This is a genomic window from Streptomyces sp. UF-297 (genome assembly GCF_058245575.1).
This window is the reverse complement of the sequence record NZ_JBSIBZ010000033.1, coordinates 24874-49374: the sequence shown is the minus strand read 5'-3', so window position 1 is coordinate 49374 and position 24501 is coordinate 24874. Positions and strand designations below refer to the sequence as shown.

Genomic DNA, 24501 nt, shown 5'->3' with positions numbered 1-24501 from the left:
GTTCCGGGGCGGAGTGAAGCCGCCTGGGAACTGGGAACGGGGCAGGAATGCAGTCATACGGGGACGAAACGCGGCCAACGGCCGCGCTCTCGCTGCCCTCGCGGATCGTCATAGCGGTCGCGGCCGGAGCCGTGGCACTGGCCGCCGCCATCCACATCGGCATGGTGTTCCTGCACGTCGCGCCGTCCAACACGCTCTCCAAGCAGTACGGCGCCGCGATCGGCGACTACATCTACCCCGAGTACGAGCAGAACTGGAAGCTGTTCGCGCCCAACCCGCTGCAGCAGAACATCGCCGTCCAGGTACGCGCCGAGGTGCGCCCCAAGGACGGCGGCGGCCCGCGCACCACCGGCTGGAGCGACCTGAGCGCCCGCGACGGCCAGGACATACTGCACAACCTCGTCCCCAGCCACACCCAGCAGAACGAGCTGCGCCGCGGCTGGGAGTTCTACCTCAACTCCCACGACGCCCAGGACCGCCCCAGCGGAATGCGCGGTGAGCTCTCCGAGCGCTACATCCGCCGTATCGCCGTGCAGCGGATGGGCGCGCAGTGGGCGGCCCAGGGCGCGGTCGAGCGGATCCAGTTCCGCTCGCAGACCACGGCCGTGGCGCCGCCGCCCTGGAGCAACGAGAAGATCAGCACCAAGCCCGTGTACCGCGTACTGCCCTGGTGGCAGCTGAGCGCCGGTGACCTGCCCGAGGGGGCGAAGATCAAGTGACCACGCAGCCGCCCGCCTCGCAGCCTCCCGCCGGACGGTCGCCCGCCTCGCAGCCTCCCGCCGGACAGCAGCCCGCCGCCCCCGAGCCGCCCGCCGCGCAGCCACCCGCCCCCGAGGCCCCCACCCACGGGGCCCGCCGCGCGCCCGCCACCGACGAGACCCGTATAGAGCGCGCCATAGGCCGCGGCTTCGCGCGCGTCTGCGGCCGGGCCCTGGCCCCGTACCAGACCGCCGTCATCCGCATCGGCTTCGCCGCCACCTGGCTGTTCTTCCTGCTGCGCGAGTGGCCCCACCGCGACGAGCTGTACGGGCCCGGCAGCCCCTGGGGCCTGGACATGGCACGCCGGCTGCTGGACGACAACCACGCCTTCTCCGTGCTGGCCTGGTCCGGATCCCGCGGCTGGTTCGAGTTCGTCTACCTCCTGGCCATCGCCTCCAGCGCGCTGCTGATGCTGGGCTGGCGCACCCGCACCATGTCCGTGCTGTTCATGGTCGGCGTGCTCTCGCTGCAGAACCGCAGCATCTTCATCGGTGACGGCGGCGACAACGTCATCCACCTGATGTCGATGTACCTGGTGCTGACCCGCTGCGGCCAGGTGTGGTCGCTGGACGCGCGGCGCGCGAAGCGGGCGGCCGCGCAGGGCGGGAATGCCCCGCGCCGCGATGTGACCGGCGTGGTCCTGTGGGCGGTGCTGGGCCTGGCCCTGGCCGCCGCCCAGCTCTTCGGGCTCTACGGGCTCGGCTGGTTCGGCAACGGCCCCCTGCCGTACGTGGGCTGGGGCCTGGCGCTGTGGCTCCTGTGGGGCGCGCACGCCGCCTGGTGGCTGGCTGGGCGCTACGGAGCGGGCGAGCCGCGCCTCGTTTTGGACACCGTCGCCAAACTCGTGCACAACGGCGCCCTGCTGGTGATCATCGTCGAGGTGTGCCTGATCTACGCCACCGCCGGCTGGTACAAGATCCAGGGTTCGCGCTGGCAGGACGGCACCGCTGTGTACTACCCGATGCACCTGGACTACTTCTCGCCCTGGCCCGAGCTGTCCAGGCTGCTGGGCGACAGCGGCCTGATGGTCATGCTGATCACGTACGGCACGGTCATCGTGCAGGTGGCGTTCCCCTTCACACTCTTCAACCGGCGTCTGAAGAACGTCCTGCTGGCCGTGATGATCTGTGAACACCTCTCGATCGCGTTCCTGCTGGGCCTGCCCTTCTTCTCCCTCGCGATGATCGCCGCGGACGCCGTCTTCCTGCCGACGAACTTCCTGCAGTGGCTGGGCGGCCGCCTCACGGCCGCGCGCCGCCGGCTGGGCAGGCGCTCCGGGCCCACCGCCGGGACGGGCGGCACCGAGGCCGGTACGCAGCCACCTCCTCTGCCCGCGGCCCCGCACCCGCAGTCCGGCGGCGGCCAGGCACTCGTGGGCTGAGCGCGGCCCATGAGGGCCGCGCGGCGGGAGAGCCGCCCCGGGCGTCCGGGGCGGTTGGGATAGTAGGGGTCATGAACGGGAACGACACGGTCGACGGCCTTCTGCGTGACTGGCGCGAGCTGGCGCTGCGCCCGGACGCGGTGCTGCTGGACGGCTTCCACGCGCTCAAGCACGCCCTGCGCTTCGGCGGGGACGTACGGCATGTCGTCACCGGCGACAAGGCCGCGCTGCTGGCGCTGGCCGAGGAGCTCGCACAGGACACCACCGGGTCCCTGGCAGAGCTGGCCGTGCAGGTGCCGGCGGAGGCGATGCGCGCGCTGGTGCCCAGGGGACACCCCACCGGCGTCGCGGCGCTGGCGCTGCGGCCGAGCGCCGCCGCCAACCTGGCCGCCCTTGCGCGGCGGCCCCGCACCGCGCCCGTGGTGCTGCTGGAGAACCCCCGCAACCTGGGCAATGTCGGCGCGGTCGTACGGCTGGCCGCGGGCTTCGGCGCGACCGGCGTCATCACCACCGGCACCCTGGACCCCTGGCACCCCACCGTGGTGCGCGGCAGCGCCGGGCTGCACTTCGCCAGCGCCGTGGAGCGGGTGGCCCTGGAGGAGTTGCCGCCAGGGCCCGTCTACGCGCTGGACCCGGAAGGCAGGGACATCCGCTCGGTGACCCTGCCCGACGACGCGGTGCTGGCCTTCGGCTCCGAGCGGCAGGGAATCTCTCCCCAACTGCGCGAGCGCGCGACCGAGTTGGTGGCGGTGCCGATGCGGCCGAATGTGTCCAGCTTCAATCTGGCCACCAGCGTGGCCATGGGGCTTTTCCACTGGATGTCGCGGGGTGCGCCCGCCCGGCCCGGAGTCACACTGCCGGGCTGAGCGGGCGCTTCACTGCGGGCCGCCCGTGGCTGCTCGCGCACTTCCCCGCGCCCCTGATGGGGTGCTTCAGACGGGCCTGCGCACCTCCACCGTCCTGAAGCGGCTCGCCACGAACGCCCCGTCGCACAGCGCCGCGTTGGCCGCGGGGTTGCCGCCCGAGCCGTGGAAGTCGGAGAACGCCGCGGTCTGGTTCACATAGACCCCGCCGGTCAGATTCAGCGAGAGCTGGGCCGGCTCCTGGAAGCAGGCCTCCTCCACCAGGCGCTCCACCTCGGGCGAGGTGGTGTACGCGCCGACCGTCATCGCGCCCTTGTCCCGCACGGTGCGCTTGAGCAGCTCCACCGCCTCGGCCGCCGAGTCGACGGCCACCGCGAAGGACACCGGCCCGAAGCACTCGGACATATAGGCCGCCTCGGCGTCCGGCTTGGCGCCGTCCAGCTTGACGATGACGGGGGTGCGCACGGTGGCGCCGGGGAAGTCGGGGTTGGCCACCTCCCGTGAGGGCAGGGCGACTTCGCCCAGCCCGGAGGCCGCCGCGATGCGCTCGCTGACCTGCGGGTTGACGATCGCGCCGAGCAGCGCGTTGGCCCGCGCGTCATCGCCCAGCAGCCCGCCGACCGCGCCCGCCAGGTCGGCGACCACCTCGTCGTAGGACTTGGCACCGGCGTCGGTGGCGATGCCGTCGCGGGGGATGAGGAGGTTCTGCGGGGTGGTGCACATCTGGCCGCTGTACAGGGACAGGGAGAAGGCCAGGTTGGCGAGCATGCCCTTGTAGTCGTCGGTGGAGTCGATGACGACGGTGTTGACCCCGGCCTTCTCGGTGAAGACCTGCGCCTGGCGGGCGTTGTCCTCCAGCCAGTCGCCGAAGGCGGTGGAGCCGGTGTAGTCGATCACGCGGATCTCGGGGCGCACGGCCAGGGTCTTGGCCAGGCCCTCGTCGGGGCGGTCCACGGCCAGCGCCACCAGGTTGGGGTCGAAGCCCGCCTCGGCCAGCACCTCGCGCGCCACCTTGACGGTCAGCGCCAGCGGCAGCACGGCCCGCGGATGCGGCTTGACCAGGACGGCGTTGCCGGTGGCCAGGGACGCGAACAGGCCGGGGTAGCCGTTCCAGGTGGGGAAGGTGTTGCAGCCGATGACCAGGGCCACGCCGCGCGGGACGGCCTTGAAGGACTTGGACAGCTCCAGCGGGTCCCGCTTGCCCTGCGGCTTGGACCAGGTGGTCTGCCGGGGCGTGCGCACCTGCTCGGCGTAGGCGTACGCCACCGCCTCCAGGCCCCGGTCCTGGGCGTGCGGCCCGCCGGCCTGGAAGGCCATCATGAACGCCTGGCCGCTGGTGTGCATCACGGCCTGCGCGAACTCATGGGTGCGCGCGCTGATCCGCGCCAGGATCTCCAGGCAGGCCGCGGCCCGCGCCTCGGGCCCGGCGTCCCGCCAGGCGGGCATCGCCGCGCGCATCGCCGGCAGCAGCACATCGGCGTCCGGATGCGGGTAGCTGATGCCCAACTCGAAGCCGTACGGGGAGACTTCGGCGCCCGTCCAGTCGTCCGTGCCGGGCTGGTCGAGCTCGAAGCGCGTGCCGCGCAGCGCCTCGAAGGCCGCCAGCCCGTCGGGCGCGGCGCTCTCGCCGTAGGCCTTGGGGTGCTCGGGGTGCGGGGACCAGTACTCGCGGGTGCGGATGGCCTCCAGCGCCTTGTCGAGCGTCGGGCGGTGCTTTTCGGTCAATTGCGCTGCGGTCAGTTCGGCGGCCATGGATGACCAACTCCTCGTCGAGCAGGGCTGGGAGCGTGAGGGGCAACGGAGTTAGAGTAACCGAACGATCGGTCGGGGCAAGGGGATCCGGCGAACCTGTGGACAACTCTCTCGGGGAGGATCGAGGACCATGACAGCCATCGAGCCCGGCAGCACCGTCGCGGTCGTCGGCACCGGCACCATGGGGCAGGGAATCGCCCAGGTCGCGCTGGTCGCCGGACACCGCGTACGGCTCTACGACGCCGCCCCCGGCCGGGCCCAGGAGGCCGCCGAGGGGATCGGGCGCCGCCTGGACCGCCTCGTGGACAAGGGAAGGCTCCCGGCGCACGAGCGGGACGCGGCGCGCGCCCGCCTCGCCCCCGCCGCCGCCCTCGCCGAACTCTCCGACGCCTCCTTGGCCGTCGAGGCGATCGCGGAGGAACTGACCGCCAAACAGGAGCTGTTCACCGCCCTGGAGGAGGCCGTCTCCCAAGACTGCCTGCTGGCGACCAACACCTCCTCCCTCTCGGTGACCGCCGTCGCCGGAGCCCTGCGCCACCCCGGCCGCTTCGTCGGGCTGCACTTCTTCAACCCCGCGCCGCTGCTCCCCCTGGTCGAGGTCGTCAGCGGCTTCGCCACGGACGACGCCACGGCCACCGCCGCCTACGACACCGCCGTGGCCTGGGGAAAGACGCCCGTACGCAGCGCCGACACCCCCGGCTTCATCGTCAACCGCATCGCCCGCCCCTTCTACGCCGAGGCCCTGCGCCTGTATGAGGAGCGGGCCGCCGACCCCGCCACCATCGACGCCGTACTGCGCGAGTCCTTCGGCTTCCGGATGGGGCCCTTCGAGCTGATGGACCTCATCGGCCAGGACGTGAACGAGGCGGTGACCCGCTCGGTGTGGGAGGGCTTCTTCCACTCCCCGAAGTTCACCCCGTCCCTGGCCCAGCGCCGCCTGGTGCAGGCGGGGCTGCTGGGGCGCAAGACGGGCCGCGGCTGGTTCGACCACACCGAGGGCGCGGCGGCGCCCGAGCCGCACACCGCCGAGGCCTGCCCGGCCCCTGAGGCGGTCGGGGTGCACGCCGGGCTCGCCGGGCCCAGCGCCGTGCTGCGGGAGCTGATCGAGGAGGCGGGCATCAAGGTCACCCGCGACCGCGCGCCCGGCGCGTCCGAGGGCTTCATCCGGCTGCCGGGCGGCGCCAGGCTGGCGCTGACCGACGGCTATCCCGCCACGGACCGTATCTCCGGTCCCACCGTCCGCTTCGACCTGGCCTTCGACTACCGCGCCGCCACCCGTGTCGCGCTCGCGCCTTCCAAGGACGCCACCCCCGCCGACGTGAACGAGGCGGTCGGCCTCTTCCAGGCGCTGGGCAAGAAGGTCAGCGTGATCGACGACGTGCCAGGCATGATCGTGGCCCGTACCGTCGCGATGATCGTGGACTTCGCCGTGGACGCCGAGGCCCGCGGCCTGGCCTCCAAGGAGGACATCGACACCGCCATGAAGCTGGGCGTGAACTACCCCGGCGGCCCCTTCGAATGGGCCGGGAAGGTCGGCCTGCACTGGCTGTGGGACCTGCTGGACACCATGCACCACCAGTACGCCGACGGCCGGTACGGACCCTCCTGGGCCTTGCGGCGCAGTTGGGAGACGGAAGACCAGGTGGTCTAATCATGACCATGGCCAAGCGCGACACCTACACGCCAGATTCGCTGCTCGCGGTCGCCGTGGAGGTGTTCAACCAGCGCGGCTACGACGGCACTTCCATGGAGCACCTCTCCAAGGCAGCCGGCATCTCCAAGTCCTCGATCTACCACCATGTGCGCAGCAAGGACGAGCTGCTGCGGCGCGCCATAAGCCGGGCCCTGGACGGCCTGTTCGGGGTGCTGCGCGAGCCCGGTGCCCAGGAGGGCCGGGCGATCGAGCGCCTGGAGTACGTGACCCGGCGCGAGGCCGAGGTGCTGATGGCCGAGCTGCCGTACGTGACGCTGCTGCTGCGGGTGCGCGGCAACACCGACACCGAGCGCTGGGCCATGGAGCGGCGCCGGGAGTTCGACAACGAGGTCGCCGAGCTGCTCAAGCAGGCCGCCGCCGACGGCGATCTGCGCCCGGACGTGGATGTGCGGCTCGCCACCCGCCTGCTCTTCGGGATGATCAACTCGATCGTGGAGTGGTACCGCCCCGGGCGCGGCGGCGCGGCCAGCAGCGAAGAGGTCGCCGAGGCCGTGGTGCGTACGGCCTTCGCGGGGCTGCGCACCACCTGAGGGCGTCTCCGGGCCGCACCTGAGGGCCCGGAGCGGGGCCCGGGGGCTCAGACCCCGGACCCGCCCTCCGGCTCCAGGTCGGTCTCCTCGAAGACCAGCAGCGTGCGGGTGCTGAGCACTTCCGGTATCGACTGGATACGGGTGAGCACCAGCTCCCGCAGCGCCCGGTTGTCCTTGGTGTGCACCAGCAGCAGTACGTCGAAGTCGCCGCTGACCAGGGCGATATGGGCGGCTCCCGGCAGGGCCTGGAGCTTTTCGCGGACCGTGCGCCAGGAGTTCTGCACGATCTTCAAGGTGATGTACGCGGACGCGCCCTGCCCGGCGCGCTCGTGGTCGACGCGGGCGCTGAAGCCGCGTATGACGCCGTCGTCCAGCAGCCGGTTGATGCGGGCGTAGGCGTTGGCGCGCGAGACGTGTACGCGCTCGGCCACGGACCGTATCGAGGCGCGGCCGTCGGCCTGCAGCATGTGCAGAATCGCGCGGTCGATGGTGTCCAGGGGGCGTACGGGCGGCCTCCCGTCGGAAGTGACCATCTGTTCCTCGGACATACCCTCACGCCTCCCCTTCGTGGACGCCCTGTCTTCATCTCAGGCTGTGGAGAACCGTTTGTCCACAGGCCGGACCCGCCTGTAGCCAAAATGTGCCGACGACCGAACAATCGGTAGGGAAGGGCTACCCGCCCGACCGCCAACATCCTGCCCACGAGGAGGTGCTCGTCGTGACGGTCCTTGAGCAGCCAGGCAAACGGCCCGGCGGCAAGGGGGACGCGGAGGACCGGCCCGCGGCGCCCCCCGCCTGGCGGCCCCGCGTCGACCCCGCGCCCCTCCTGCCCGACACCGAGCCCTACCGCGTGCTGGGCACCGACGCGGCCGGCCGGCTGGACCCCGACCTCCTCAAGCGCCTGTACGCACACCTGGTGCGCGGCCGCCGCTACAACACCCAGGCCACGGCGCTGACCCGGCAGGGACGCCTCGCGGTCTATCCCTCCTCCACCGGCCAGGAGGCCTGCCAGGTCGCCGCCGCGCTCGCCCTGACCGAGCGGGACTGGCTCTTCCCCAGCTACCGCGACACCCTGGCCGCCGTCGCCCGCGGCCTGGACCCCGTACAGGCCCTGACGCTGCTGCGCGGCGACTGGCACACCGGATACGACCCGCGCGAGCACCGTACGGCCCCGCTGTGCACCCCGCTGGCCACCCAGCTCCCGCACGCCGTCGGCCTGGCGCACGCCGCCCGCCTCAAGGGCGACGACATCGTCGCGCTGGCGCTGGTCGGCGACGGCGGCACCAGCGAGGGCGACTTCCACGAGGCGCTGAACTTCGCCGCGGTGTGGCAGGCCCCGGTCGTCTTCCTCGTGCAGAACAACGGATTCGCCATCTCCGTCCCCCTGGCCAAGCAGACCGCCGCACCGTCCCTGGCCCACAAGGCCGTCGGTTACGGCATGCCGGGCCGTCTGGTGGACGGCAACGACGCCCCCGCGGTCCACGAGGTCCTGGGGCAGGCCATCGGGCGGGCGCGCCGGGGCGGCGGCCCCACCCTGATCGAGGCCGTCACCTACCGCCTGGAGGCGCACACCAACGCCGACGACGCCACCCGCTACCGGGCCGACGCCGAGGTCGAGGCGTGGCGGGCGCACGACCCGATCGCGCTGATGGAGCGCGAGTTGGAGGCCCGCGGCCTGCTGAGCGAGACCTTCGTGCAGGCCACCCGGGACGGCGCCGAGGAGATGGCCGCCGATCTGCGCGAGCGGATGAACCAGGACCCCGCGCTTGACCCGACGGACCTGTTCGCGCATGTCTACGCCGAGCGCACGGCCCAACTGCGCGAGCAGGAGGCCAGGTTGCACCAGGAGCTGGCGGCCGAGGCGGAGCCGGCCCGGGAAGGGGAGCAGCGATGACGACACCGGTGGCGGCCGGGCGCAAGCCCGCCAGCATGGCGCAGGCCCTGAACCAGGCCCTGCGCGACGCGATGGCCCAGGACCCGTCCGTGCACGTCATGGGCGAGGACGTGGGCGAGCTGGGCGGTGTCTTCCGGGTCACCGACGGGCTGGCCAAGGAGTTCGGCGAGGACCGCTGCTCGGACACCCCGCTGGCCGAGGCCGGCATCCTGGGCACGGCCGTCGGCATGGCGATGTACGGCCTGCGGCCCGTGGTGGAGATGCAGTTCGACGCCTTCGCCTTCCCCGCGCTGGAGCAGCTGATCAGCCATGTCGCCAAGATGCGCAACCGCACCCGGGGCGCGATGCCGATGCCGCTGACCATCCGCGTCCCCTACGGCGGCGGCATCGGCGGCGTGGAGCACCACAGCGACTCCTCCGAGGCGTACTACATGGCCACCCCGGGCCTGACGGTCCTCACCCCGGCCACGGTCGCGGACGCCTACGGCCTGCTGCGGGCCGCCATCGCCTCCGAGGACCCGGTGGTCTTCCTCGAACCCAAGCGCCTGTACTGGTCCAAGGCCCCCTGGTCGGCCCAGGACCCGGAGCCGGTCGCCCCCATAGGGCGGGCCGAGATCCGGCGCCCCGGCAGCAGCGCCACGCTCATCACCTACGGCCCCTCGCTGCCGGTGTGCATGGAGGCGGCCGAGGCGGCCCTCGCCGAGGGCTGGGACCTGGAAGTGATCGATCTGCGCTCGCTGACGCCGCTGGACGACGAGACGGTCTGCGCTTCGGTGCGGCGCACGGGCCGGGCCGTGGTCGTCCACGAGTCCGGCGGGTTCGGCGGGCCGGGCGGCGAGCTGGCCGCCCGGATCACCGAGCGCTGCTTCCACCACCTGGAGGCGCCGGTGCTGCGGGTGGCCGGCTTTGACATCCCCTATCCGCCGCCCATGCTGGAGAGGCACCATCTGCCGGGCGTGGACCGCATCCTGGACACCGTCGCCCGGCTCCAGTGGGAGTCGCAGTGGACCGAGGGGAGCGGTGTGTGATGGCCGTGGTCCGGGAATTCGCCCTGCCCGACCTGGGCGAGGGGCTGACCGAGGCGACCATCGTGCGCTGGCTGGTCGAGGTCGGCGAAGTGGTCGCCGTGGACCAGCCGGTGGTGGAGGTCGAGACCGCCAAGGCGATGGTGGACGTGCCGTGTCCGTACGGCGGCGTGGTCACCGCGCGGTTCGGCGACGAAGGCGCCGAAGTGCCGGTGGGAGCCCCGCTGGTGACCGTCGCGGTGGGCAGCGCGCCGGAGGCCGGCGCCGGGCCCGAGCCGCAGAGCGCCCCGGACCGGCAGGCCGAGGAGAGCGGCGGCGCGGACCGGCAGGCCGAGGAGAGCGGCGGCGCGGACAGCACCTCCGGCAATGTGCTGGTCGGCTACGGCACCAGCGAGCCGACCGCGCGCCGCCGCCGGATCCGCCCCTTTGACGGAGTCCCCCGGCCGCCCGCGCCCGCACCGCACTCCGGGCGGACACGGCCCGCCGGACACGCGGAGGACAACGGCGCCGCGGGCGCGGGCGCAGGACGGCCCGGTGACGTACGGGCCGCCACTGCGGCACCCGCCTCCGACGCCGCCCCCGCGACCGGCTCCCTCCCCGTCATCTCGCCGCTCGTGCGCCGCCTCGCCCGCGAAAACGGCCTGGATCTGGGGGAGTTGACCGGGTCGGGGCCCAGCGGGCTGATTCTGCGCTCCGATGTCGAGCGTGCCGTCCGGGCGCGTACGGCACCGGTGCGGGCGGCCGCGCCGGGCCGCGCCCAGGGCAGGTTCCCCGCCGACGCCGAGCGCGTCCCGCTGCGGGGCATGCGCGGAGCCGCAGCCGAGAAGTTCACCCGCAGCCGCCAGGAGATCCCCGACGCCACCTGCTGGGTGGACGCCGACGCCACCGAACTCCTCGCCGTACGCGCCCAGATGAACGTCCCCGGCGCGCCGAAGATATCCGTCCTCGCGCTGCTGGCCCGTATCTGTACGGCCGCGCTCGCGCGCTTCCCCGAGCTGAACGCCACCGTCGACACCCAGGCCAACGAGATCGTCCGGCTGCCCGCCGTCCACCTCGGCTTCGCCGCGCAGACGGACCGCGGGCTGATGGTCCCGGTCCTGCGCGACGCCCAGGCGCGTACGGTCGAGGAGCTGTCCGACGGGTTCGCCCGGCTCACCGAAAAGGCGCGCGGCGGCACCCTGACGCTGGACGAACTCACCCACGGCACCTTCACCCTCAACAACTACGGCGTCTTCGGGGTCGACGGCTCCACGCCCATCATCAACCACCCCGAGGCCGCGATGCTGGGCGTGGGCCGCATAGCCGCCAAGCCCTGGGTGCACGAGGGCGAACTGGCCGTGCGCCAGGTCGTACAGCTCTCGCTCACCTTCGACCACCGGGTGTGCGACGGCGGCACGGCAGGCGGCTTCCTGCGCTATGTCGCCGACTGCGTGGAGCACCCGGCGCTGTTGCTGCGCGCGCTGTGACCCGGTCACACCCGCGCCGTTCCCGGTGATACTCGTGGGGTGACGGACCACGACGACCACGCGGGGCACGACCACGCGGCGCACGGCCACGGAGCCGGCGGACACCAAGGCCCGGACGGGGACGAAGGCGCGGGCGGGTACGACGCCGTCGTGCTGGCCGGGGGCGCGGCCCGCCGCCTGGGCGGCGCGGACAAGCCCGCCCTGTCCGTCGGCGGCCGGCCGCTGCTGGACAGGGTGCTGGCGGCCTGCGCCGACGCGGCGGCCACCGTCGTCGTCGGCCCCCGGCGGCCCACCGCCCGCCCCGTCCTGTACGCCCGGGAGGACCCGCCCGGCGGCGGCCCGCTGGCCGCGCTGGACGCGGGCCTGCGCCGGACCACCGCCCCGGTCGTCCTCGTCCTCTCCGCCGACCTGCCCTTCCTGACCGCGCCGACCGTACGCGCCCTGGTGACGGCCGCCCTGGACGCTCCCGAGGACCCGGACGCCGCCCCCGCCACGCCCGTCGACGGCGCCGTGCTGCGCGACGCCGAGGGCCGCGACCAGCCGCTGGTCGCCGCCTACCGCGCCGAGTCGCTGCGGCGCGAACTGGGCCTGCTCTACGCCGAACACGGCAGCCTGGCCCACCTCCCGCTGCGTGCCCTGCTCGCCGAACTGACCCTGCGCCACCTCCCCGACCCCACCGCCACCGCGTCCTTCGACTGCGACACCTGGGAGGACATCGGCACGGCACGCGCGCGCATCAGGGAGCATGGAAGCGTGTTGGACGAATGGATCACCGCAGTCAAGGCCGAACTCGGCATCGACCTCGATGTCGACACCACGGCTCTGTTGGACCTGGCGCGCGACGCGGCGCACGGCGTGGCCCGGCCCGCCGCCCCGCTGACGACGTTCCTGGTCGGCTACGCCGCCGCCCAGCAGGGCGCGGACGTCACGGAGCTGGCGGAGCGCGCTGCGGCGCTGGCCAACCGCTGGGCCGCCGAGGCGGAAGAGAAGCCCGCGCCATGATGCCGGGCGGCAGGAGCGAGGAGCAGGCGGCGCCCGGCGTACCCGGTACCGGCCGCGTCGAGCGCGCGGCGGACCGGGAGTTCGAGGACGCCCTGGCGCTGGCCAACGCGGGCCGCGAGCGCCCGTCCCCGCGCGGTGCGGGCGAGCCGCCGCGCGCGTCCGGATGCGAGGGCCCCGGCGCCCAGCGCGAGCAGGGCTCCCCGGCGGACCAGGACCGGGACGGTACGCCGGACCGTACCGCCAGGCCGGCCGTCCATCCGGGTACGGACCCGCCCCTGCCCCGGACCTCCGCGGGCGAAGGCGCCCGCCCCGCCCCCGCCGCCTCCTGGCGCACCGCCCGCGCCACCGCGGCCCGGGCCGCTTCCGGCCCCCTGGAGCCGGTCCGCACCCCGCTCGCCGCCGCCCTCGGCCGCGTCCTGTGCGAACCGCTCACCGCCCTCACCGACCTGCCCTCCTTCGACACCTCCGCGATGGACGGCTGGGCCGTATCGGGCCCGGGCCCCTGGCGCACAGCGCCCCGGCCCGCCGCCGAAGCGGCCCACGAGGCGGCACCGGCAGAAGCCACCCTCAAAGACCCCGAAGCCCCCGAAGGCCCCGAAGCCCCCGTAGACCCCGTAGACCCCGTAGACCCCAAGGCCTCCCCGGACCCGAAGGTCTCCGAAGACCCCACCACCCCCACCACCCCCACCGGCATCCTCGCCGGCCACGCCCCCACCGCCCCCCTCCCCGACGGCCACGCCATCCGTATCGCCACCGGCGCCCGTATCCCCTCCGGCGCCACCGCCGTTCTGCGCACCGAGCACAGCGAGGTCCGCGAACAGCCCGACGGCAGCGTGCGGCTGTACGCCCCCGCGCCCGCCCCGCCCGGCCAGGACATCCGCCCGCGCGGCCAGGAGTGCCGCAGCGGCGACCACCTCCTGCCCGCCGGCGCCCTGGTGACCCCGGCCGTCCTCGGCCTGGCCGCCGCCGCGGGCTACGACGAGCTGGCCACCCACCGCCCGCCTCGGGTGGAAATCCTCGTCCTGGGCGATGAGTTGCTGCACTCCGGGCTCCCCCACGACGGCCTGATCCGCGACGCGCTCGGCCCGATGCTCGGGCCCTGGCTGCGCGCGCTGGGCGCCGAGGCCGCCGAGCCGCGCCACCTGGGCGACGACGCCGACGCGCTGCACGGCGCCCTGCTCTCCTGCACCGCCGACCTCGTCATCACCACCGGCGGTACGGCCGCGGGGCCCGTCGACCACGTCCACCCCACGCTGCGCCGTATGGGCGCCGAACTCCTCGTGGACGGCGTGGCCGTACGCCCGGGGCACCCCATGCTCCTGGCCCGCCTCACCGACCACCGCCACCTGGTGGGCCTGCCGGGCAACCCCCTCGCCGCGGTCTCCGGCCTGCTCACCCTGGCCGAGCCGCTGCTGCGCACGCTCTGCGCCAAGGAGCAGGCCGAGCCCTGCCGTATCCCGCTGACCGAGGCCGTGCAGGGCCACCCGCGCGACACCCGCCTGGTGCCCGTCGCCTACCGCGAGGACGAGGTGCGCGGCCAGCTGGCCCGCCCGCTGCACTTCCACGGACCCGCCATGCTGCGCGGCATCGCCGGGGCCGACGCGCTCGCCGTCATCCCGCCCGGCGGCACCGGGCGCGGCCAGGAGGCGGAACTTCTCGATCTGCCCTGGGCGTTGAGCGGCTGGCCCCCGAACTCCCCCTCTTCTAACCCCCCGTTCCCGAACCCCCTGTCCCCGAACTCCCCGTCCCGGCTCGCAGGAGGCGCCGCGTGAAGCTCCCCACCCACGACGCCGCGGCCAGGGATGTCCCCGAGGACCTCTCGCGCCGGGTGAAGCTGCCCACCCGCCAGCCCGCGCACCCGCTGCGCCAGGTGCTGCGCAGGCTGCTGATGGCGCTGCTGGTGATGTGCGCGACGGTGCTCATCGTCTGGGTCGACCGCGACGAATACCACGACAACGCCGACGGGAAGGTCGACTTCCTGGACTGCGTCTACTACGCCACGGTCACGCTCTCCACCACCGGCTACGGCGACATCGTCCCCTACGGCGACACCGCCCGGCTGCTGAACATCGTCCTGATCACGCCGCTGCGAGTCCTGTTCCTGATCATCCTGGTCGGTACCACTCTCGAGGTCCTCACCGAGCGCACCCGTGAGCAGTTCCGGCTGAAGCGCTGGAGAAACGCTTTGCGCGACCACGCCGTCATCATCGGCTTCGGCACCAAGGGCCGCTCTGCCGTACAGACCCTCATCGCCACGGGCCTCAGCCGTGAGCGCATCGTCATCGTCGACCCGAGCCCCAAGGTGATCGAAGCCGCGGTGGCCGAGGGGCTGGCCGGCGTGATGGGCGACGCCACCCGCAGCGATGTGCTGCTGCGCGCCGAGGTCCAGCGCGCCCGCAAGATCATCATCGCCACGCAGCGCGACGACACCGCCGTCCTCGTCTCCCTGACGGCCCGGCAGCTCAACAAGAAGGCCACCATCGTCGCGGCCGTGCGCGAGGAGGAGAACGCCCCGCTGCTGCGCCAGTCCGGTGCCGACTCCGTGATCACCTCCGCGAGCGCGGCGGGCCGCCTGCTGGGCCTGTCGGTCCACAGCCCCAACGCCAGCACGGTCATGGAGGACCTGATCCAGCAGGGCAGCGGCCTGGACATCGTCGAGCGCCCGGTGGTCAAGTCCGAGGTCGGCAAGTCCGTACGCGAGACCGACGACCTGGTGGTCTCCGTGCTGCGCGGACACCGCCTGCTGGGTTACGACGACCCCTCGGCCAGCCCCCTCCAGGCCGCCGACCGGCTGATCACCATCGTCCGCGCACCCTCCTCGCCCGAGCCGGAGGGGCCGGGGAAGCCGGGAAAGACGGGCCGGCCCGGCACGGGCCTGAAGACCATGAAGAGGGCCGACGAGTAGGCATGAAGTAGGCATGAAGAGAGCCGACGGGTAGGCATGAAGAGGGCCGGCGAGTAGGAGGGCGCGGCGGGACCCGGTGGACCCGGTACACCCAAGGGGAGTTCGACGCCGTGGCCGGTCAGTGGGGAGCAGAGGTACACGGCGAGTGGCCGACGCCCCCGGCGGGTACGCGCACGGCCATGGGGCGAGTACGGTCGGCCCCATGCGAGCGATCACAATCCCCGAACCCGGTGGACCCGAGGCCCTCGTCTGGGCCGAGGTGCCCGATCCCGTACCCGCCGAGGGCGAAGTCCTCATCGAGGTGGCCGCCACCGCCGTCAACCGCGCCGATCTCCTGCAGCGGCAGGGCTTCTACGACCCGCCGCCCGGCGCCTCCCCCTACCCCGGCCTGGAGTGCGCGGGCCGCGTCGCGGCCGTCGGCCCCGGCGTGAGCGCCTGGTCGGTCGGTGACGAGGTGTGCGCGCTGCTGGCGGGCGGCGGGTACGCCCAGAAGGTCGCGGTGCCGGCCGGTCAGCTGCTGCCCGTACCCGAGGGCCTGGAGATGACCGGCGCGGCCGCGCTGCCCGAAGTGGCCTGCACCGTGTGGTCCAACGTCTTCATGGTCGCCCACCTGCGCCCCGGCGAGACGCTGCTGGTGCACGGCGGTGCCAGTGGCATCGGCACCATGGCGATCCAGCTGGCCAAGGCGGTGGGCGCGCGGGTCGCGGTCACCGCGGGCGGGCCCGACAAGCTGGCGCGCTGCGCCGAGCTGGGCGCGGACATCCTCATCGACTACCGCGAGCAGGACTTCGTCGAGGAGATCCGCAAGGCCACCGACGGCAACGGCGCGGACGTCATCCTCGACATCATCGGCGCCAAGTACCTGGAGCGGAACGTCAAGGCGCTGGCCACCAACGGGCGCCTGGCGATCATCGGTCTGCAGGGCGGTGTCAAGGCGGAGCTGAACCTGGGCGCGCTGCTGGCCAAGCGCGCCGCGGTCACCGCCACCTCGCTGCGCGGCCGCCCGCAGGCCGAGAAGGCGGCGATCGTGGCCGCCGTACGGGAGCATGTGTGGCCGCTGATCGGCAACGGCCGCGTCCGGCCGGTCGTGGACCGCACCCTGCCGATCGACCAGGCCGCCGAGGCCCACCGGGTGGTGGACGCGAGCACCCACGTCGGCAAGGTCGTCCTGACCGTCGGGTGAGCGCGGGGCGGCGCGGTGCGCCCGTGCCGCCCGCCCCTCCCGTCATCCGGGGCATGTGCCCAAGATGCCAGGAATGTGGCGACATGTGACGCTGAGGACGTCACTCGACGGCTCGGCACGGGAGGGACAAGGCCGTGGCTCCAGGAGTTGGTCCGCGCAGGGCAGCCGGTCTGCTGGTGCTCGCCGCGCTGCTGCCCCTGCCCGCCGGCGCGGTGGCCGCCGCCGCGCCCCTGGAGCACACGTCGGCCCTCTTCCGTACGGCCCAGACCGCTGCGGCGGTGAGCCCCGCGATCCCGCCCGACCCCGACCGCGCCGGAAGCAAGGCGGGGGAGGGGCGCGGGCACCCGGGCCGCAAGGACCCGGGCGAGGCGGACACCCGAGGGGACATTGGCGTCCAGGTCCCGGTGCCGCAGACCCCGGCGGGCCCGTCCGCCGCCGTCACCCCGGGCCCGGACCGCATCACCATCACCCCGAGCCCGGACCTCACCCCCGTCAGCCCCGTACCGGGCCGCGGCTCCTCGATGACGCCCGGCCCCACGGGCACCGCCCGCCCCAGCGGCTCCCCGAGCCCGTCGCCGGTCACCAGCCGCACCCCTTCCGGCCCGGCGGCCCCCACGTCACACTCCCCCTCGGCCTCGCACTCCCCCTCGCACTCTCCCTCGCTCACGCCGTCCCCGTCGCGTTCGCGCGGCGGCGCCGATGTGGCGGGCCCGGCGGCCGGCCGCCCGTACCTGCCGCCGACCCCCGACGCACCGGAGTGGCAGCTGCTGCGCCGCCCCCAGACCGCGCCCGCCGCCGGCTACCTCGCCCCGACCCCCACCGCCTCCCCGCAGAACGCCGCCGCCGATCCGGCCGGCGGGGTGCAGCGCGTCCTGCCGCTGGGCGCCGGACTCGCCCTCACCGGCCTGGGCCTGGCCTTCTTCGCCCTGCGCCTGCGCCGCGGCTGAGCCACGGACGGACCCGGGCGCGCCCCGCCCACCCGTACGCGCCCCCGATCCGCCCCCCTTGCTCCGTACGGGGTATACATACTGAGTATGTCGATCCGTCACGGCCTTCTCGCGCTGCTGGACGGCGGGCAGCGCTACGGCGCCCAGCTGCGCTGCGAGTTCGAGGCGCGCACCTCCTCGGCCTGGCCGCTGAACGTCGGCCAGGTCTACACGACCCTGGCCCGCCTGGAACGCGACGGACTGGTCGCCGCGCACGGCACGGACCGGGCGGGCCACGCCCTGTACGCCATCACCGACGCGGGCCGCGCCGAGCTGCGCTCCTGGTACGGCAGCCCGGTGGACCGTACCGACCCGCCCCGCGACGAACTGGCCATCAAGCTCGCCATGGCCCTCGGCGCCCCCGGCGTGGACCTGCGCGCCGTCATCGACGCCCAGCGCCACCACACCCTGCAGGCCATGCAGGAGCACACCCGCCTCAAGGCCGCGGCGCAGGCGCGCGGCGCGGGGGGCGAGCACCGCGAGGACCTCGCCCGGCTCCTCCACCTGGACCAGCTCCTCTTCCGGGCCGAGGCGGAGCTGCGCTGGCTGGAGGTGTGCGAGGCCCGGCTCCTGGGCATCGAGGCGGCCGGGGCCGGGCAGGCTGAGCGCGGTGAGCGCGCCGCGGACACCTGGGCGGGCACGGAGCCCGCGCACCCCGGCACCCAGCCGCCCCGGCCCCCGGCGCCGCCCGCCCACTCCGTCCCGCGCCCGCGGCTGCGCTCCCGCGCCCGCCGCTGAGCGGGCAGCCGGAGCCCACCGCACCGCCCAGCATCCGTCCAGGGGGAAGAACCACATGCCCGACCCGGTCCTCGAGGTCAAGGAGCTGACCCGTGTGCACGGCACGGGCGCCGCCGAGGTGCACGCGCTGCGCGGCGTCGACCTGTCCGTCCACCCCGGTGAACTCGTCGCGGTCATGGGCCCGTCCGGCTCCGGCAAATCCACCCTGCTCACCCTCGCCGGCGGCCTGGACACCCCCACCTCCGGATCGGTGATCGTCGAGGGTACGGATCTGACCACGCTCTCCCGTACCGCACTGGCCGCCCTGCGCCGCCGCGCCATCGGCTACGTCTTCCAGGACTACAACCTCGTCCCGGCGCTGACCGCCGCCGAGAACGTGGCGCTGCCCCGCGAGCTGGACGGCGTCTTTGCCCGCAAGGCCCGCCGCGAGGCCCAGGAGGCCCTCGCCGAAATGGAGTTGGCCGCGATCGCGGACCGCTTCCCGGACGAGATGTCCGGCGGCCAGCAGCAGCGGGTGGCCATCGCCCGCGCCCTGGTCGGCACCCGCCGGCTCGTGCTGGCCGACGAGCCGACCGGCGCGCTGGACTCCGCGACCGGCGAGGCGGTGCTCTCCCTGCTGCGCGCCCGCTGCGACGCGGGCGCCGCGGGCGTCCTGGTCACCCACGAGCCGCGCTACGCCTCCTGGGCGGACCGCGTGGTCCATCTGCGCGACGGCCTGCTGGTCGACCAGACCCTCTCCCCCCGTACGCCGGCGGCCCACCCGGCGGCCCCGCCCGCCCCCGGCCGCCCCCACAGAAACACCGGCCGATGAGTCCCGCCGCCTGGATCGCCGCGCTGCGCATCGCCCGCCGCGACGCGCTGCGCGCCAAGGGCCGCAGCCTGCTGGTGATCGTGATGATCGCGCTGCCCGTCCTCGCGGTCACGGCGGGCGACATCACCTACCGCAGCGGCTCGCAGACCACCGCCGAGCGCCTCACCCGCGAACTGGGCGCCGCCGACGCCGTCCTGAGCGACGCGGGCACCGGCGGCAAAGAGGTCCTGCAGCTGCCGGACCGCAGCGCCTACACCCCGGCCGACACCCGCCCGCGCGCCGCGCGCCCCGGCGGCGAGCCCGTCCCCGCCGACCTGGCCGCGGCGGTCCCGCGGGGCGCCCAGACGGTGCGCGCCCAGGAGGTGCCCGTGCTGGCGCGCAGCGCGCACGGCCTGGTGCGCACGACGCTGTGGGAGCTGCCCGCGGGCGACCCGATGCTGCGCGGCCGTATCGAGCTCCAGGAGGGCCGCTTCGCCCGCACCCGCGGCGAGGTGGTGGCCAGCACCGCGTTCCTGGACTCCGCCGGGCTGCGCATCGGCTCGCTGACCGCCTTCCAGGGCCTGGACAAGCAGTTCCGCGTGGTCGGGTCGGTGGAGCTGCCCGGCACCCTGCACGAGGAGGCGGTCTTCGCGCTGCCCGGGTCGGTGATCGGGCCCTGGCGGCGGGCCGCGGAGCAGGACCGCCGCACCGTGCCGCCCAGACCCGCCGACCCCGAGCTGTTCGTCGCCCTGCCGCCCGGCTCCGGCGGCTACGACTGGCAGCGGGTGCTGGCCGCCAACAAGCGCGGCGTCCTGGTCAACTCCCGCGCCGTACGCCTCGATCCGCCCCCAAGAAGCCAGGTCCCCGCGGCCCGGCGCAGCCACCTGGACTACGACGCCCGCTTCGAGAGCCGCTTCGTCGCCGTGTCCGTGGCCACCGTCGTCGCCATGGCGCTGCTGGAGATCGTGCTGCTGGCCGGGCCCGCCTTCGCGGTCGGCGCCCGCCGCTCGCGCCGCCACCTGGGGCTGATCGGCGTCAGCGGCGGCGACCACCACCACATCCGCGCCGTCGTCCTGGGCGGCGGCCTGGTCCTGGGCGGTGCGGGCGCGCTGCTGGGGGTGGCCGGCGGCGTGGCGGCGGTCGTGGCCTTCCAGCCGGCCATCGAGAGCTGGACGGGCGTCCGCTTCGGCACCCTGGAGATCCGCCCCCTGGAGCTGCTGGGCATCGGCGCGCTGGGGGTGCTGACGGGCGCGGTGGCCGCGCTGGCGCCCGCCGTCGTGGCGGGCAGACAGTCCGTACTGGAGTCGCTGACCGGCCGCAGGGGCCTGCGCCACTCCTCGCGCACCCTGCCGATGGCGGGCCTGACCGCGATCCTCTTCGGCATCGTGCTGGCGCTGGCCGGGGCGCTGACCGGGCTCGGCTTCCTGGCCGTGGCCATCGGCTCGGTCATCGCCGAACTGGGCGTACTGGCCTGCATTCCGCTGCTGGTGGGGGCGCTGGGCCGGCTGGGGCGCCGGCTGCCGCTGATCCCCCGCCTGGCGCTGCGCGACGCGGCCCGCAACCGGGGCCGTACCGCGCCCGCCGTGGCCGCGGTGATGGCGGCGGTGGCCGGTACGGTCGCCATCGCCACCTACGCGGCCAGCGCCGAGAAGGAGTCCAGGGCCGCGTACCGGCCGCTGCTGCGCGCCCAGAGCGTCGCCCTGACCACGGACCTGTACCAGGGCCCCGGCGACCCGGCGGCGGCCCTGCCCCGGCTGCGTGCCGCCGCCGAGCGGACGCTGCCCGTCACCGGCGAGCGCGCGGACTTCTCACGGGTGTGGGCGGGCGCTGACTGTCTGCGCAACAGCGCACAGCCCTGCGGCGAGGTGAGCATCGTGCGCCCCGAGGGACAGGAGTGCCCGCTGGAGAAGAAGGGCGCCGCCGAGCTGGCCGCGCGGCTGACCGTGGACGAGCACGACCGGATGATGGACTCGCCGCGGTGCCGCGACAACTCCCGCACCCTGTACGGCCTGGACGGCTCCAACGGCATCGTGGTGGGCGACGCGGCCCTGCTGCGCTCCTATGCGGGCCTGGCCGACCCGGCCGCCGGGCGGGCGCTGGCCCAGGGCCGCCCGGTCCTGCTCAACCCCGCCGACGCCAAGGACGGCCGCACCACCCTGGGCATCACCGAGGACGCCACCGAGGACGAGGACGGCAAGCGGCCCCCGCCCGAGCGGCGCGTCACCGTGGACGCCTATGTCGCCCCCGCCGGCCAGCCCCACGTCCCCGGCGTGCGGGCCGTCCTCCCGCAGTCCCTGGCCGACCGGCTGGGCCTGCACACCCAGGCGTACGGCAGCTTCTACCGCGTCGGCCACACCCCCTCCGACGTCGAGGAACAGCGGGCGCTGGCCGCGCTGGACGAGGCGGGCGGCGGCGCTCAGCTGGAGGTCGAGCGGGGGTATTCCGACCGCCTGGGCGCGACGCTGCTGGTGCTGGGCGCCTTCGCGAGCGTGGTCACCATCGGCGCCGCGGCCATCGCCACCGGCCTGGCCAAGGCGGACGCCGAGGCGGACCTGGTGACGCTGAGCGGGGTGGGCGCCCCGCCGCGGGTACGGCGCAGCCTGACCGGCTTCCAGTGCGCGGTGGTCGCCGGTGCGGGCGTGGTGCTGGGCATCGCCGCGGGGGTGGTGCCGGCCGTCGCGCTGCGCCTGGTGGACCTCACCAACGCGGTCACCGCGCTCAAGGAGCAGCCCCTGCGGTCCGCGTACACCCCCGTCGTGCTGCCCTGGGGCACCCTGGCCGCATTGGCGCTGGGCGTACCGCTGTTCGCGGGCCTGCTGGCCGCCGCGGTCACCCGCTCGCGCATCGTGCTGCCCCGCCGGTCGGGCTGAGGCGGGATGCGCGCGCAATCCCCGCAGATCGTGCCCCTGGAAAGGTTGGATCATCCTTTCCAGGGGGCACAACCGTTCCTAGTCACATGTACGAGAGAATGGCGGCATGGATATGCCGATGAACGAACGGTCGCAGGAGAGCCCGCACGTCCTGGTTGTCGGCCCGGACGGCATGGCTCTCGGCAGCGCCGGATCCCCGGGCGGGGACGGCGACGACGAGCCCCGCGAGGTCCCGGTGACGGACATGGTCGAACAGCCCGCGAAGGTCATGCGCATCGGCAGCATGATCAAGCAGCTGCTGGAGGAGGTTAAGTCCGCGCCTTTGGACGAGGCGAGCCGGGTACGGCTCAAGGAGATCCACGCCAGCTCGGTCAAGGAGCTGGAGGACGGCCTGGCGCCGGAGCTGGTGGAGGAGCTGGAGCGGCTCTCGCTGCCCTTCACCGAGGAGTCCGTGCCCACCGAGGCCGAACTGCGCATCGCCCAGGCCCAGTTGGTGGGCTGGCTGGAGGGCCTCTTCCACGGCATCCAGACCGCGCTGTTCGCCCAGCAGATGGCGGCCCGCGCCCAGTTGGAGTCGATGCGCCGCGCCCTGCCGCCCGGCGTGGCCCCGGCGGAGGACGCGGAGGAGCACCCCACCCACGGCGGCGGCGCCCGCTCGGGCCCGTACCTCTGAGCGGCCTGAAGGACGACGAGGACGACGAAGGGGCCCGGCGCGTGCCGGGCCCCTTCGTCATGCGCTCACGCGGCGCGTCCCAACTGCCTCAGGGACGGCGCCCGGTGGAGACGGTCAGCTGGAACTTCTCCCCGCTGCTGGGGTCCCACCAGTCGCTCTTGGGCGTCTGCGCGGTGACGGTGTTCTTGCCCCACAGGTAGTCGGGCTTCTCGGTGACCTCGTACTTCCAGCCGGCCGCGTCCAGGCACGCCTTGACCGAGTCGAGGTTGCGTCCCACGAAGTAGGGCGGCAGGATCTTGCCCTTCTGGCTGTAGCTCTTGACCGGGTTGGTGCAGCGCTCGGTGGGGACGGTGGCCGTCTTGTCCTCGGGCCTGACGCTCTCGCTGGGCGAGGCCGAGTAGGAGTAGCCCGTCGGCCCCGGCCGGGGCTTGGAGCCGCCCGAGCTGAGCCCGATGGCGACCGCGATACCGGTCACCACGATCACGCCGACCACCGCCGAGACGATGATGACCGGGGTGTTGCTCTTGCGGCCGCCGCCGGGCCCGCCGGGGCCGCGCGGACCCGGGACGCTGGGCGCGGGGGGCGTGGCGTAGGGCGGCGGGGTGGCGAAGCCGCCGGAGTTGAACGGCGCGGGCGCCGGGCCGGGCACCGGGCCCGGAACGGGCGCCGGCGGCTGGTAGGCGTTCATGGGCGGCGGCGTGGCGGGCGCGGGCCCACCGGCACCGGCGACAGGTCCCGGGCCGAAGTTGGCGGCCTGGGTGGGCTGGTAGGGCGTCTGCACGCTGGGCGGCGGCGGGGTGGTCTGGGGGGCGCCGGAGGCCGCGGGGAAGACCGCCGAGGAGACCGAGGAGCCGCTCGTACGCGCCCGCGGACCCTCGCTGATGATCAGCGGCGTCGCCCCGGACTGGCCCGAGCCGGCCACCCGCAGGCACTCGTCGCGCATGGCCTCGGCGGTGGGGAACCGCTCGTTGGGGTTCTTCTTCAGCGCCCGGGCGACCAGCGCGTCCACCGCGGGCGGCAGCGAGCGGTTGATGCCGGAGGGCACCGGCGGCTCCTCCTGCACATGCGCGTACGCGATGGCCAGGGGGGAGTCGGCGTCGAAGGGCAGCTGCCCGGTCAGCAGCTCGAAGAGCATGATGCCGACCGAGTACAGGTCCGAGCGGGCGTCCACGCCGCGGCCCAGCGCCTGCTCGGGCGAGAGGTACTGCGGGGTGCCGACCACCATGCCGGTCTGCGTCATGGAGGTGACGCCGGACTGCATGGCGCGGGCGATGCCGAAGTCCATGACCTTGACGACGTTGCGCTTGGTCATCATCACGTTGCCGGGCTTGATGTCCCGGTGGACCAGGCCCATTTCGTGGCTGACCTCTAGCGCCGCCAGCACATCGGCGGTGATCTTCAGGGCCTTCTCGGTGGGCATCGCGCCGTGCTGGGCGATGTCGGTGTCCAGCTCGGAGCGGAGCGGCTGCCCGGAGACGTACTCCATGACGATGTACGGCACCATGCCGCCGTCCAGCTCGTCCTCGCCGGTGTCGAAGACCGAGACGATGTTGGTGTGCGCGAGCTTGGCGACGGACTGCGCCTCGCGGCGGAAGCGCTCGCGGAAGGCCTGTTCCCGGCCGAGTTCGGTGTGCAGGGTCTTGATCGCGACCTCGCGGTCCAGCACGCTGTCGTAGGCGAGATGCACGGAGGCCATGCCGCCCTGTCCCAGCAGGTCGCGGAGCTGATAACGCCCAGCGCCGACCGAACGGCCCTCGTATTGGCCCTGAGCGCCGTCCTGGCTCATGGTTCCGCTTCCCCCTAGGCACGCACTGTCCGTGTGCGCTGGGATTGCGCCGCGCTCAGGCGTGGGTAGATCAGGATCTGAATTTCCGCAGCCAAGTTTGCCCCAGGGCACCGACACGTCAAGCTGTGTGCCCGTTCCGTGACCAGATGTGCAAGATCCCGTCACGGCCATGAGATCTCGATGA

At 74.0% G+C, this 24501-nt stretch carries 20 protein-coding genes; 17 read left to right on the top strand and 3 right to left on the bottom strand.

All coding sequences use genetic code 11. The features are described 5' to 3' along the window. Positions 1 to 47: 47 nt before the first annotated feature. The 3 genes from AC4IJH_RS20240 to AC4IJH_RS20230 all read left to right on the top strand — a co-directional run bounded on the left by AC4IJH_RS20240 (position 48) and on the right by AC4IJH_RS20230 (position 3006). On the top strand, positions 48 to 719 hold the full coding sequence (locus AC4IJH_RS20240) for a DUF5819 family protein (protein ID WP_490853184.1): 672 nt from the start codon (positions 48 to 50) through the stop codon (positions 717 to 719). After that, a complete protein-coding gene (locus AC4IJH_RS20235; protein WP_490853183.1) occupies positions 716 to 2140 on the top strand; it encodes an HTTM domain-containing protein in 1425 nt (474 codons plus the stop codon). The genes AC4IJH_RS20240 and AC4IJH_RS20235 overlap by 4 nt, the downstream gene beginning before the upstream one ends. Positions 2141 to 2211: 71 nt before the next feature. Further along, entirely contained in the window at positions 2212 to 3006 is a 795-nt protein-coding gene (locus AC4IJH_RS20230; protein WP_490853182.1) for a TrmH family RNA methyltransferase, read from the top strand. A 66-nt stretch (positions 3007 to 3072) separates the two neighbouring features. Here the strand turns inward: AC4IJH_RS20230 and paaN are convergent, their stop codons facing one another. Then, complete coding sequence (gene paaN, locus AC4IJH_RS20225; protein WP_490853181.1) at positions 3073 to 4755, bottom strand: phenylacetic acid degradation protein PaaN; 1683 nt, start codon at positions 4753 to 4755, stop codon at positions 3073 to 3075. Between the two features lie 130 nt (positions 4756 to 4885). Between paaN and AC4IJH_RS20220 the strand changes: the two genes are divergently transcribed. Continuing rightward, a complete protein-coding gene (locus tag AC4IJH_RS20220) occupies positions 4886 to 6406 on the top strand; it encodes a 3-hydroxyacyl-CoA dehydrogenase (RefSeq protein WP_490853180.1) in 1521 nt (506 codons plus the stop codon). Between the two features lie 2 nt (positions 6407 to 6408). Continuing rightward, on the top strand, positions 6409 to 6999 hold the full coding sequence (locus tag AC4IJH_RS20215) for a TetR/AcrR family transcriptional regulator (protein ID WP_490853179.1): 591 nt from the start codon (positions 6409 to 6411) through the stop codon (positions 6997 to 6999). A 47-nt stretch (positions 7000 to 7046) separates the two neighbouring features. Here AC4IJH_RS20215 and AC4IJH_RS20210 read toward each other — a convergent pair whose 3' ends face one another. Then, positions 7047 to 7547 carry an Lrp/AsnC family transcriptional regulator gene (locus AC4IJH_RS20210; RefSeq protein WP_490853178.1) on the bottom strand — a complete coding sequence of 167 codons (501 nt, stop codon included), beginning with the start codon at positions 7545 to 7547 and terminating at the stop codon, positions 7047 to 7049. A 170-nt stretch (positions 7548 to 7717) separates the two neighbouring features. On the opposite strand from AC4IJH_RS20210, the gene pdhA reads away from it, so the two are divergent. The 12 genes from pdhA to AC4IJH_RS20150 all read left to right on the top strand — a co-directional run bounded on the left by pdhA (position 7718) and on the right by AC4IJH_RS20150 (position 22531). Next, on the top strand, positions 7718 to 8893 hold the full coding sequence (gene pdhA / locus AC4IJH_RS20205; RefSeq protein ID WP_490853177.1) for a pyruvate dehydrogenase (acetyl-transferring) E1 component subunit alpha: 1176 nt from the start codon (positions 7718 to 7720) through the stop codon (positions 8891 to 8893). After that, positions 8890 to 9921 (top strand): alpha-ketoacid dehydrogenase subunit beta, encoded by a 1032-nt coding sequence (locus AC4IJH_RS20200; protein ID WP_490853176.1) that lies wholly within the window; start codon positions 8890 to 8892, stop codon positions 9919 to 9921. The genes pdhA and AC4IJH_RS20200 overlap by 4 nt, the downstream gene beginning before the upstream one ends. After that, complete coding sequence (locus AC4IJH_RS20195; protein WP_490853175.1) at positions 9921 to 11384, top strand: dihydrolipoamide acetyltransferase family protein; 1464 nt, start codon at positions 9921 to 9923, stop codon at positions 11382 to 11384. The genes AC4IJH_RS20200 and AC4IJH_RS20195 overlap by 1 nt, the downstream gene beginning before the upstream one ends. Positions 11385 to 11534: 150 nt before the next feature. Beyond that, positions 11535 to 12386, top strand: coding sequence for a DUF6457 domain-containing protein (locus AC4IJH_RS20190; RefSeq protein WP_490853213.1), 852 nt, complete (start codon positions 11535 to 11537; stop codon positions 12384 to 12386). Further along, positions 12383 to 14158 (top strand): molybdopterin molybdotransferase MoeA, encoded by a 1776-nt coding sequence (locus AC4IJH_RS20185; protein WP_490853174.1) that lies wholly within the window; start codon positions 12383 to 12385, stop codon positions 14156 to 14158. The genes AC4IJH_RS20190 and AC4IJH_RS20185 overlap by 4 nt, the downstream gene beginning before the upstream one ends. Further along, entirely contained in the window at positions 14155 to 15291 is a 1137-nt protein-coding gene (locus tag AC4IJH_RS20180; protein ID WP_490853173.1) for a potassium channel family protein, read from the top strand. Before AC4IJH_RS20185 ends, AC4IJH_RS20180 begins: the two co-directional genes overlap by 4 nt. Positions 15292 to 15493: 202 nt before the next feature. Continuing rightward, positions 15494 to 16474, top strand: coding sequence for an NAD(P)H-quinone oxidoreductase (locus tag AC4IJH_RS20175; RefSeq protein WP_490853172.1), 981 nt, complete (start codon positions 15494 to 15496; stop codon positions 16472 to 16474). A gap of 134 nt (positions 16475 to 16608) precedes the next feature. Continuing rightward, the gene (locus tag AC4IJH_RS20170) at positions 16609 to 17421 is read left to right on the top strand and encodes a hypothetical protein (RefSeq protein ID WP_490853171.1); all 813 of its coding nucleotides are present in this window, start codon (positions 16609 to 16611) and stop codon (positions 17419 to 17421) included. An 87-nt stretch (positions 17422 to 17508) separates the two neighbouring features. Continuing rightward, the gene (locus AC4IJH_RS20165; RefSeq protein ID WP_490853170.1) at positions 17509 to 18198 is read left to right on the top strand and encodes a PadR family transcriptional regulator; all 690 of its coding nucleotides are present in this window, start codon (positions 17509 to 17511) and stop codon (positions 18196 to 18198) included. 55 nt (positions 18199 to 18253) lie between these two features. Beyond that, a complete protein-coding gene (locus AC4IJH_RS20160; protein WP_490853169.1) occupies positions 18254 to 19009 on the top strand; it encodes an ABC transporter ATP-binding protein in 756 nt (251 codons plus the stop codon). Further along, complete coding sequence (locus AC4IJH_RS20155) at positions 19006 to 21858, top strand: ABC transporter permease family protein (RefSeq protein WP_490853168.1); 2853 nt, start codon at positions 19006 to 19008, stop codon at positions 21856 to 21858. Before AC4IJH_RS20160 ends, AC4IJH_RS20155 begins: the two co-directional genes overlap by 4 nt. Before the next feature lie 106 nt (positions 21859 to 21964). Continuing rightward, complete coding sequence (locus AC4IJH_RS20150) at positions 21965 to 22531, top strand: bacterial proteasome activator family protein (protein ID WP_490853167.1); 567 nt, start codon at positions 21965 to 21967, stop codon at positions 22529 to 22531. A gap of 88 nt (positions 22532 to 22619) precedes the next feature. Here AC4IJH_RS20150 and AC4IJH_RS20145 read toward each other — a convergent pair whose 3' ends face one another. Continuing rightward, the gene (locus tag AC4IJH_RS20145; RefSeq protein ID WP_490853166.1) at positions 22620 to 24317 is read right to left on the bottom strand and encodes a Stk1 family PASTA domain-containing Ser/Thr kinase; all 1698 of its coding nucleotides are present in this window, start codon (positions 24315 to 24317) and stop codon (positions 22620 to 22622) included. Positions 24318 to 24501: the final 184 nt, after the last annotated feature.

What these genes read in the sequence shown, in the direction of transcription:
- AC4IJH_RS20185 (WP_490853174.1), top strand. Translation starts at nt 12,383, where the DNA reads ATGATGCCGGGCGGCAGGAGCGAGGAGCAGGCGGCGCCCGGCGTACCC.
- AC4IJH_RS20150 (WP_490853167.1), top strand. Translation starts at nt 21,965, where the DNA reads ATGGATATGCCGATGAACGAACGGTCGCAGGAGAGCCCGCACGTCCTG.
- AC4IJH_RS20165 (WP_490853170.1), top strand. Translation starts at nt 17,509, where the DNA reads ATGTCGATCCGTCACGGCCTTCTCGCGCTGCTGGACGGCGGGCAGCGC.
- AC4IJH_RS20220 (WP_490853180.1), top strand. Translation starts at nt 4,886, where the DNA reads ATGACAGCCATCGAGCCCGGCAGCACCGTCGCGGTCGTCGGCACCGGC.
- AC4IJH_RS20215 (WP_490853179.1), top strand. Translation starts at nt 6,409, where the DNA reads ATGACCATGGCCAAGCGCGACACCTACACGCCAGATTCGCTGCTCGCG.
- AC4IJH_RS20175 (WP_490853172.1), top strand. Translation starts at nt 15,494, where the DNA reads ATGCGAGCGATCACAATCCCCGAACCCGGTGGACCCGAGGCCCTCGTC.
- AC4IJH_RS20145 (WP_490853166.1), bottom strand. Translation starts at nt 24,317, where the DNA reads ATGAGCCAGGACGGCGCTCAGGGCCAATACGAGGGCCGTTCGGTCGGC.
- AC4IJH_RS20195 (WP_490853175.1), top strand. Translation starts at nt 9,921, where the DNA reads ATGGCCGTGGTCCGGGAATTCGCCCTGCCCGACCTGGGCGAGGGGCTG.
- AC4IJH_RS20200 (WP_490853176.1), top strand. Translation starts at nt 8,890, where the DNA reads ATGACGACACCGGTGGCGGCCGGGCGCAAGCCCGCCAGCATGGCGCAG.
- paaN (WP_490853181.1), bottom strand. Translation starts at nt 4,755, where the DNA reads ATGGCCGCCGAACTGACCGCAGCGCAATTGACCGAAAAGCACCGCCCG.
- AC4IJH_RS20160 (WP_490853169.1), top strand. Translation starts at nt 18,254, where the DNA reads ATGCCCGACCCGGTCCTCGAGGTCAAGGAGCTGACCCGTGTGCACGGC.
- AC4IJH_RS20240 (WP_490853184.1), top strand. Translation starts at nt 48, where the DNA reads ATGCAGTCATACGGGGACGAAACGCGGCCAACGGCCGCGCTCTCGCTG.
- AC4IJH_RS20155 (WP_490853168.1), top strand. Translation starts at nt 19,006, where the DNA reads ATGAGTCCCGCCGCCTGGATCGCCGCGCTGCGCATCGCCCGCCGCGAC.
- AC4IJH_RS20230 (WP_490853182.1), top strand. Translation starts at nt 2,212, where the DNA reads ATGAACGGGAACGACACGGTCGACGGCCTTCTGCGTGACTGGCGCGAG.
- AC4IJH_RS20210 (WP_490853178.1), bottom strand. Translation starts at nt 7,547, where the DNA reads ATGTCCGAGGAACAGATGGTCACTTCCGACGGGAGGCCGCCCGTACGC.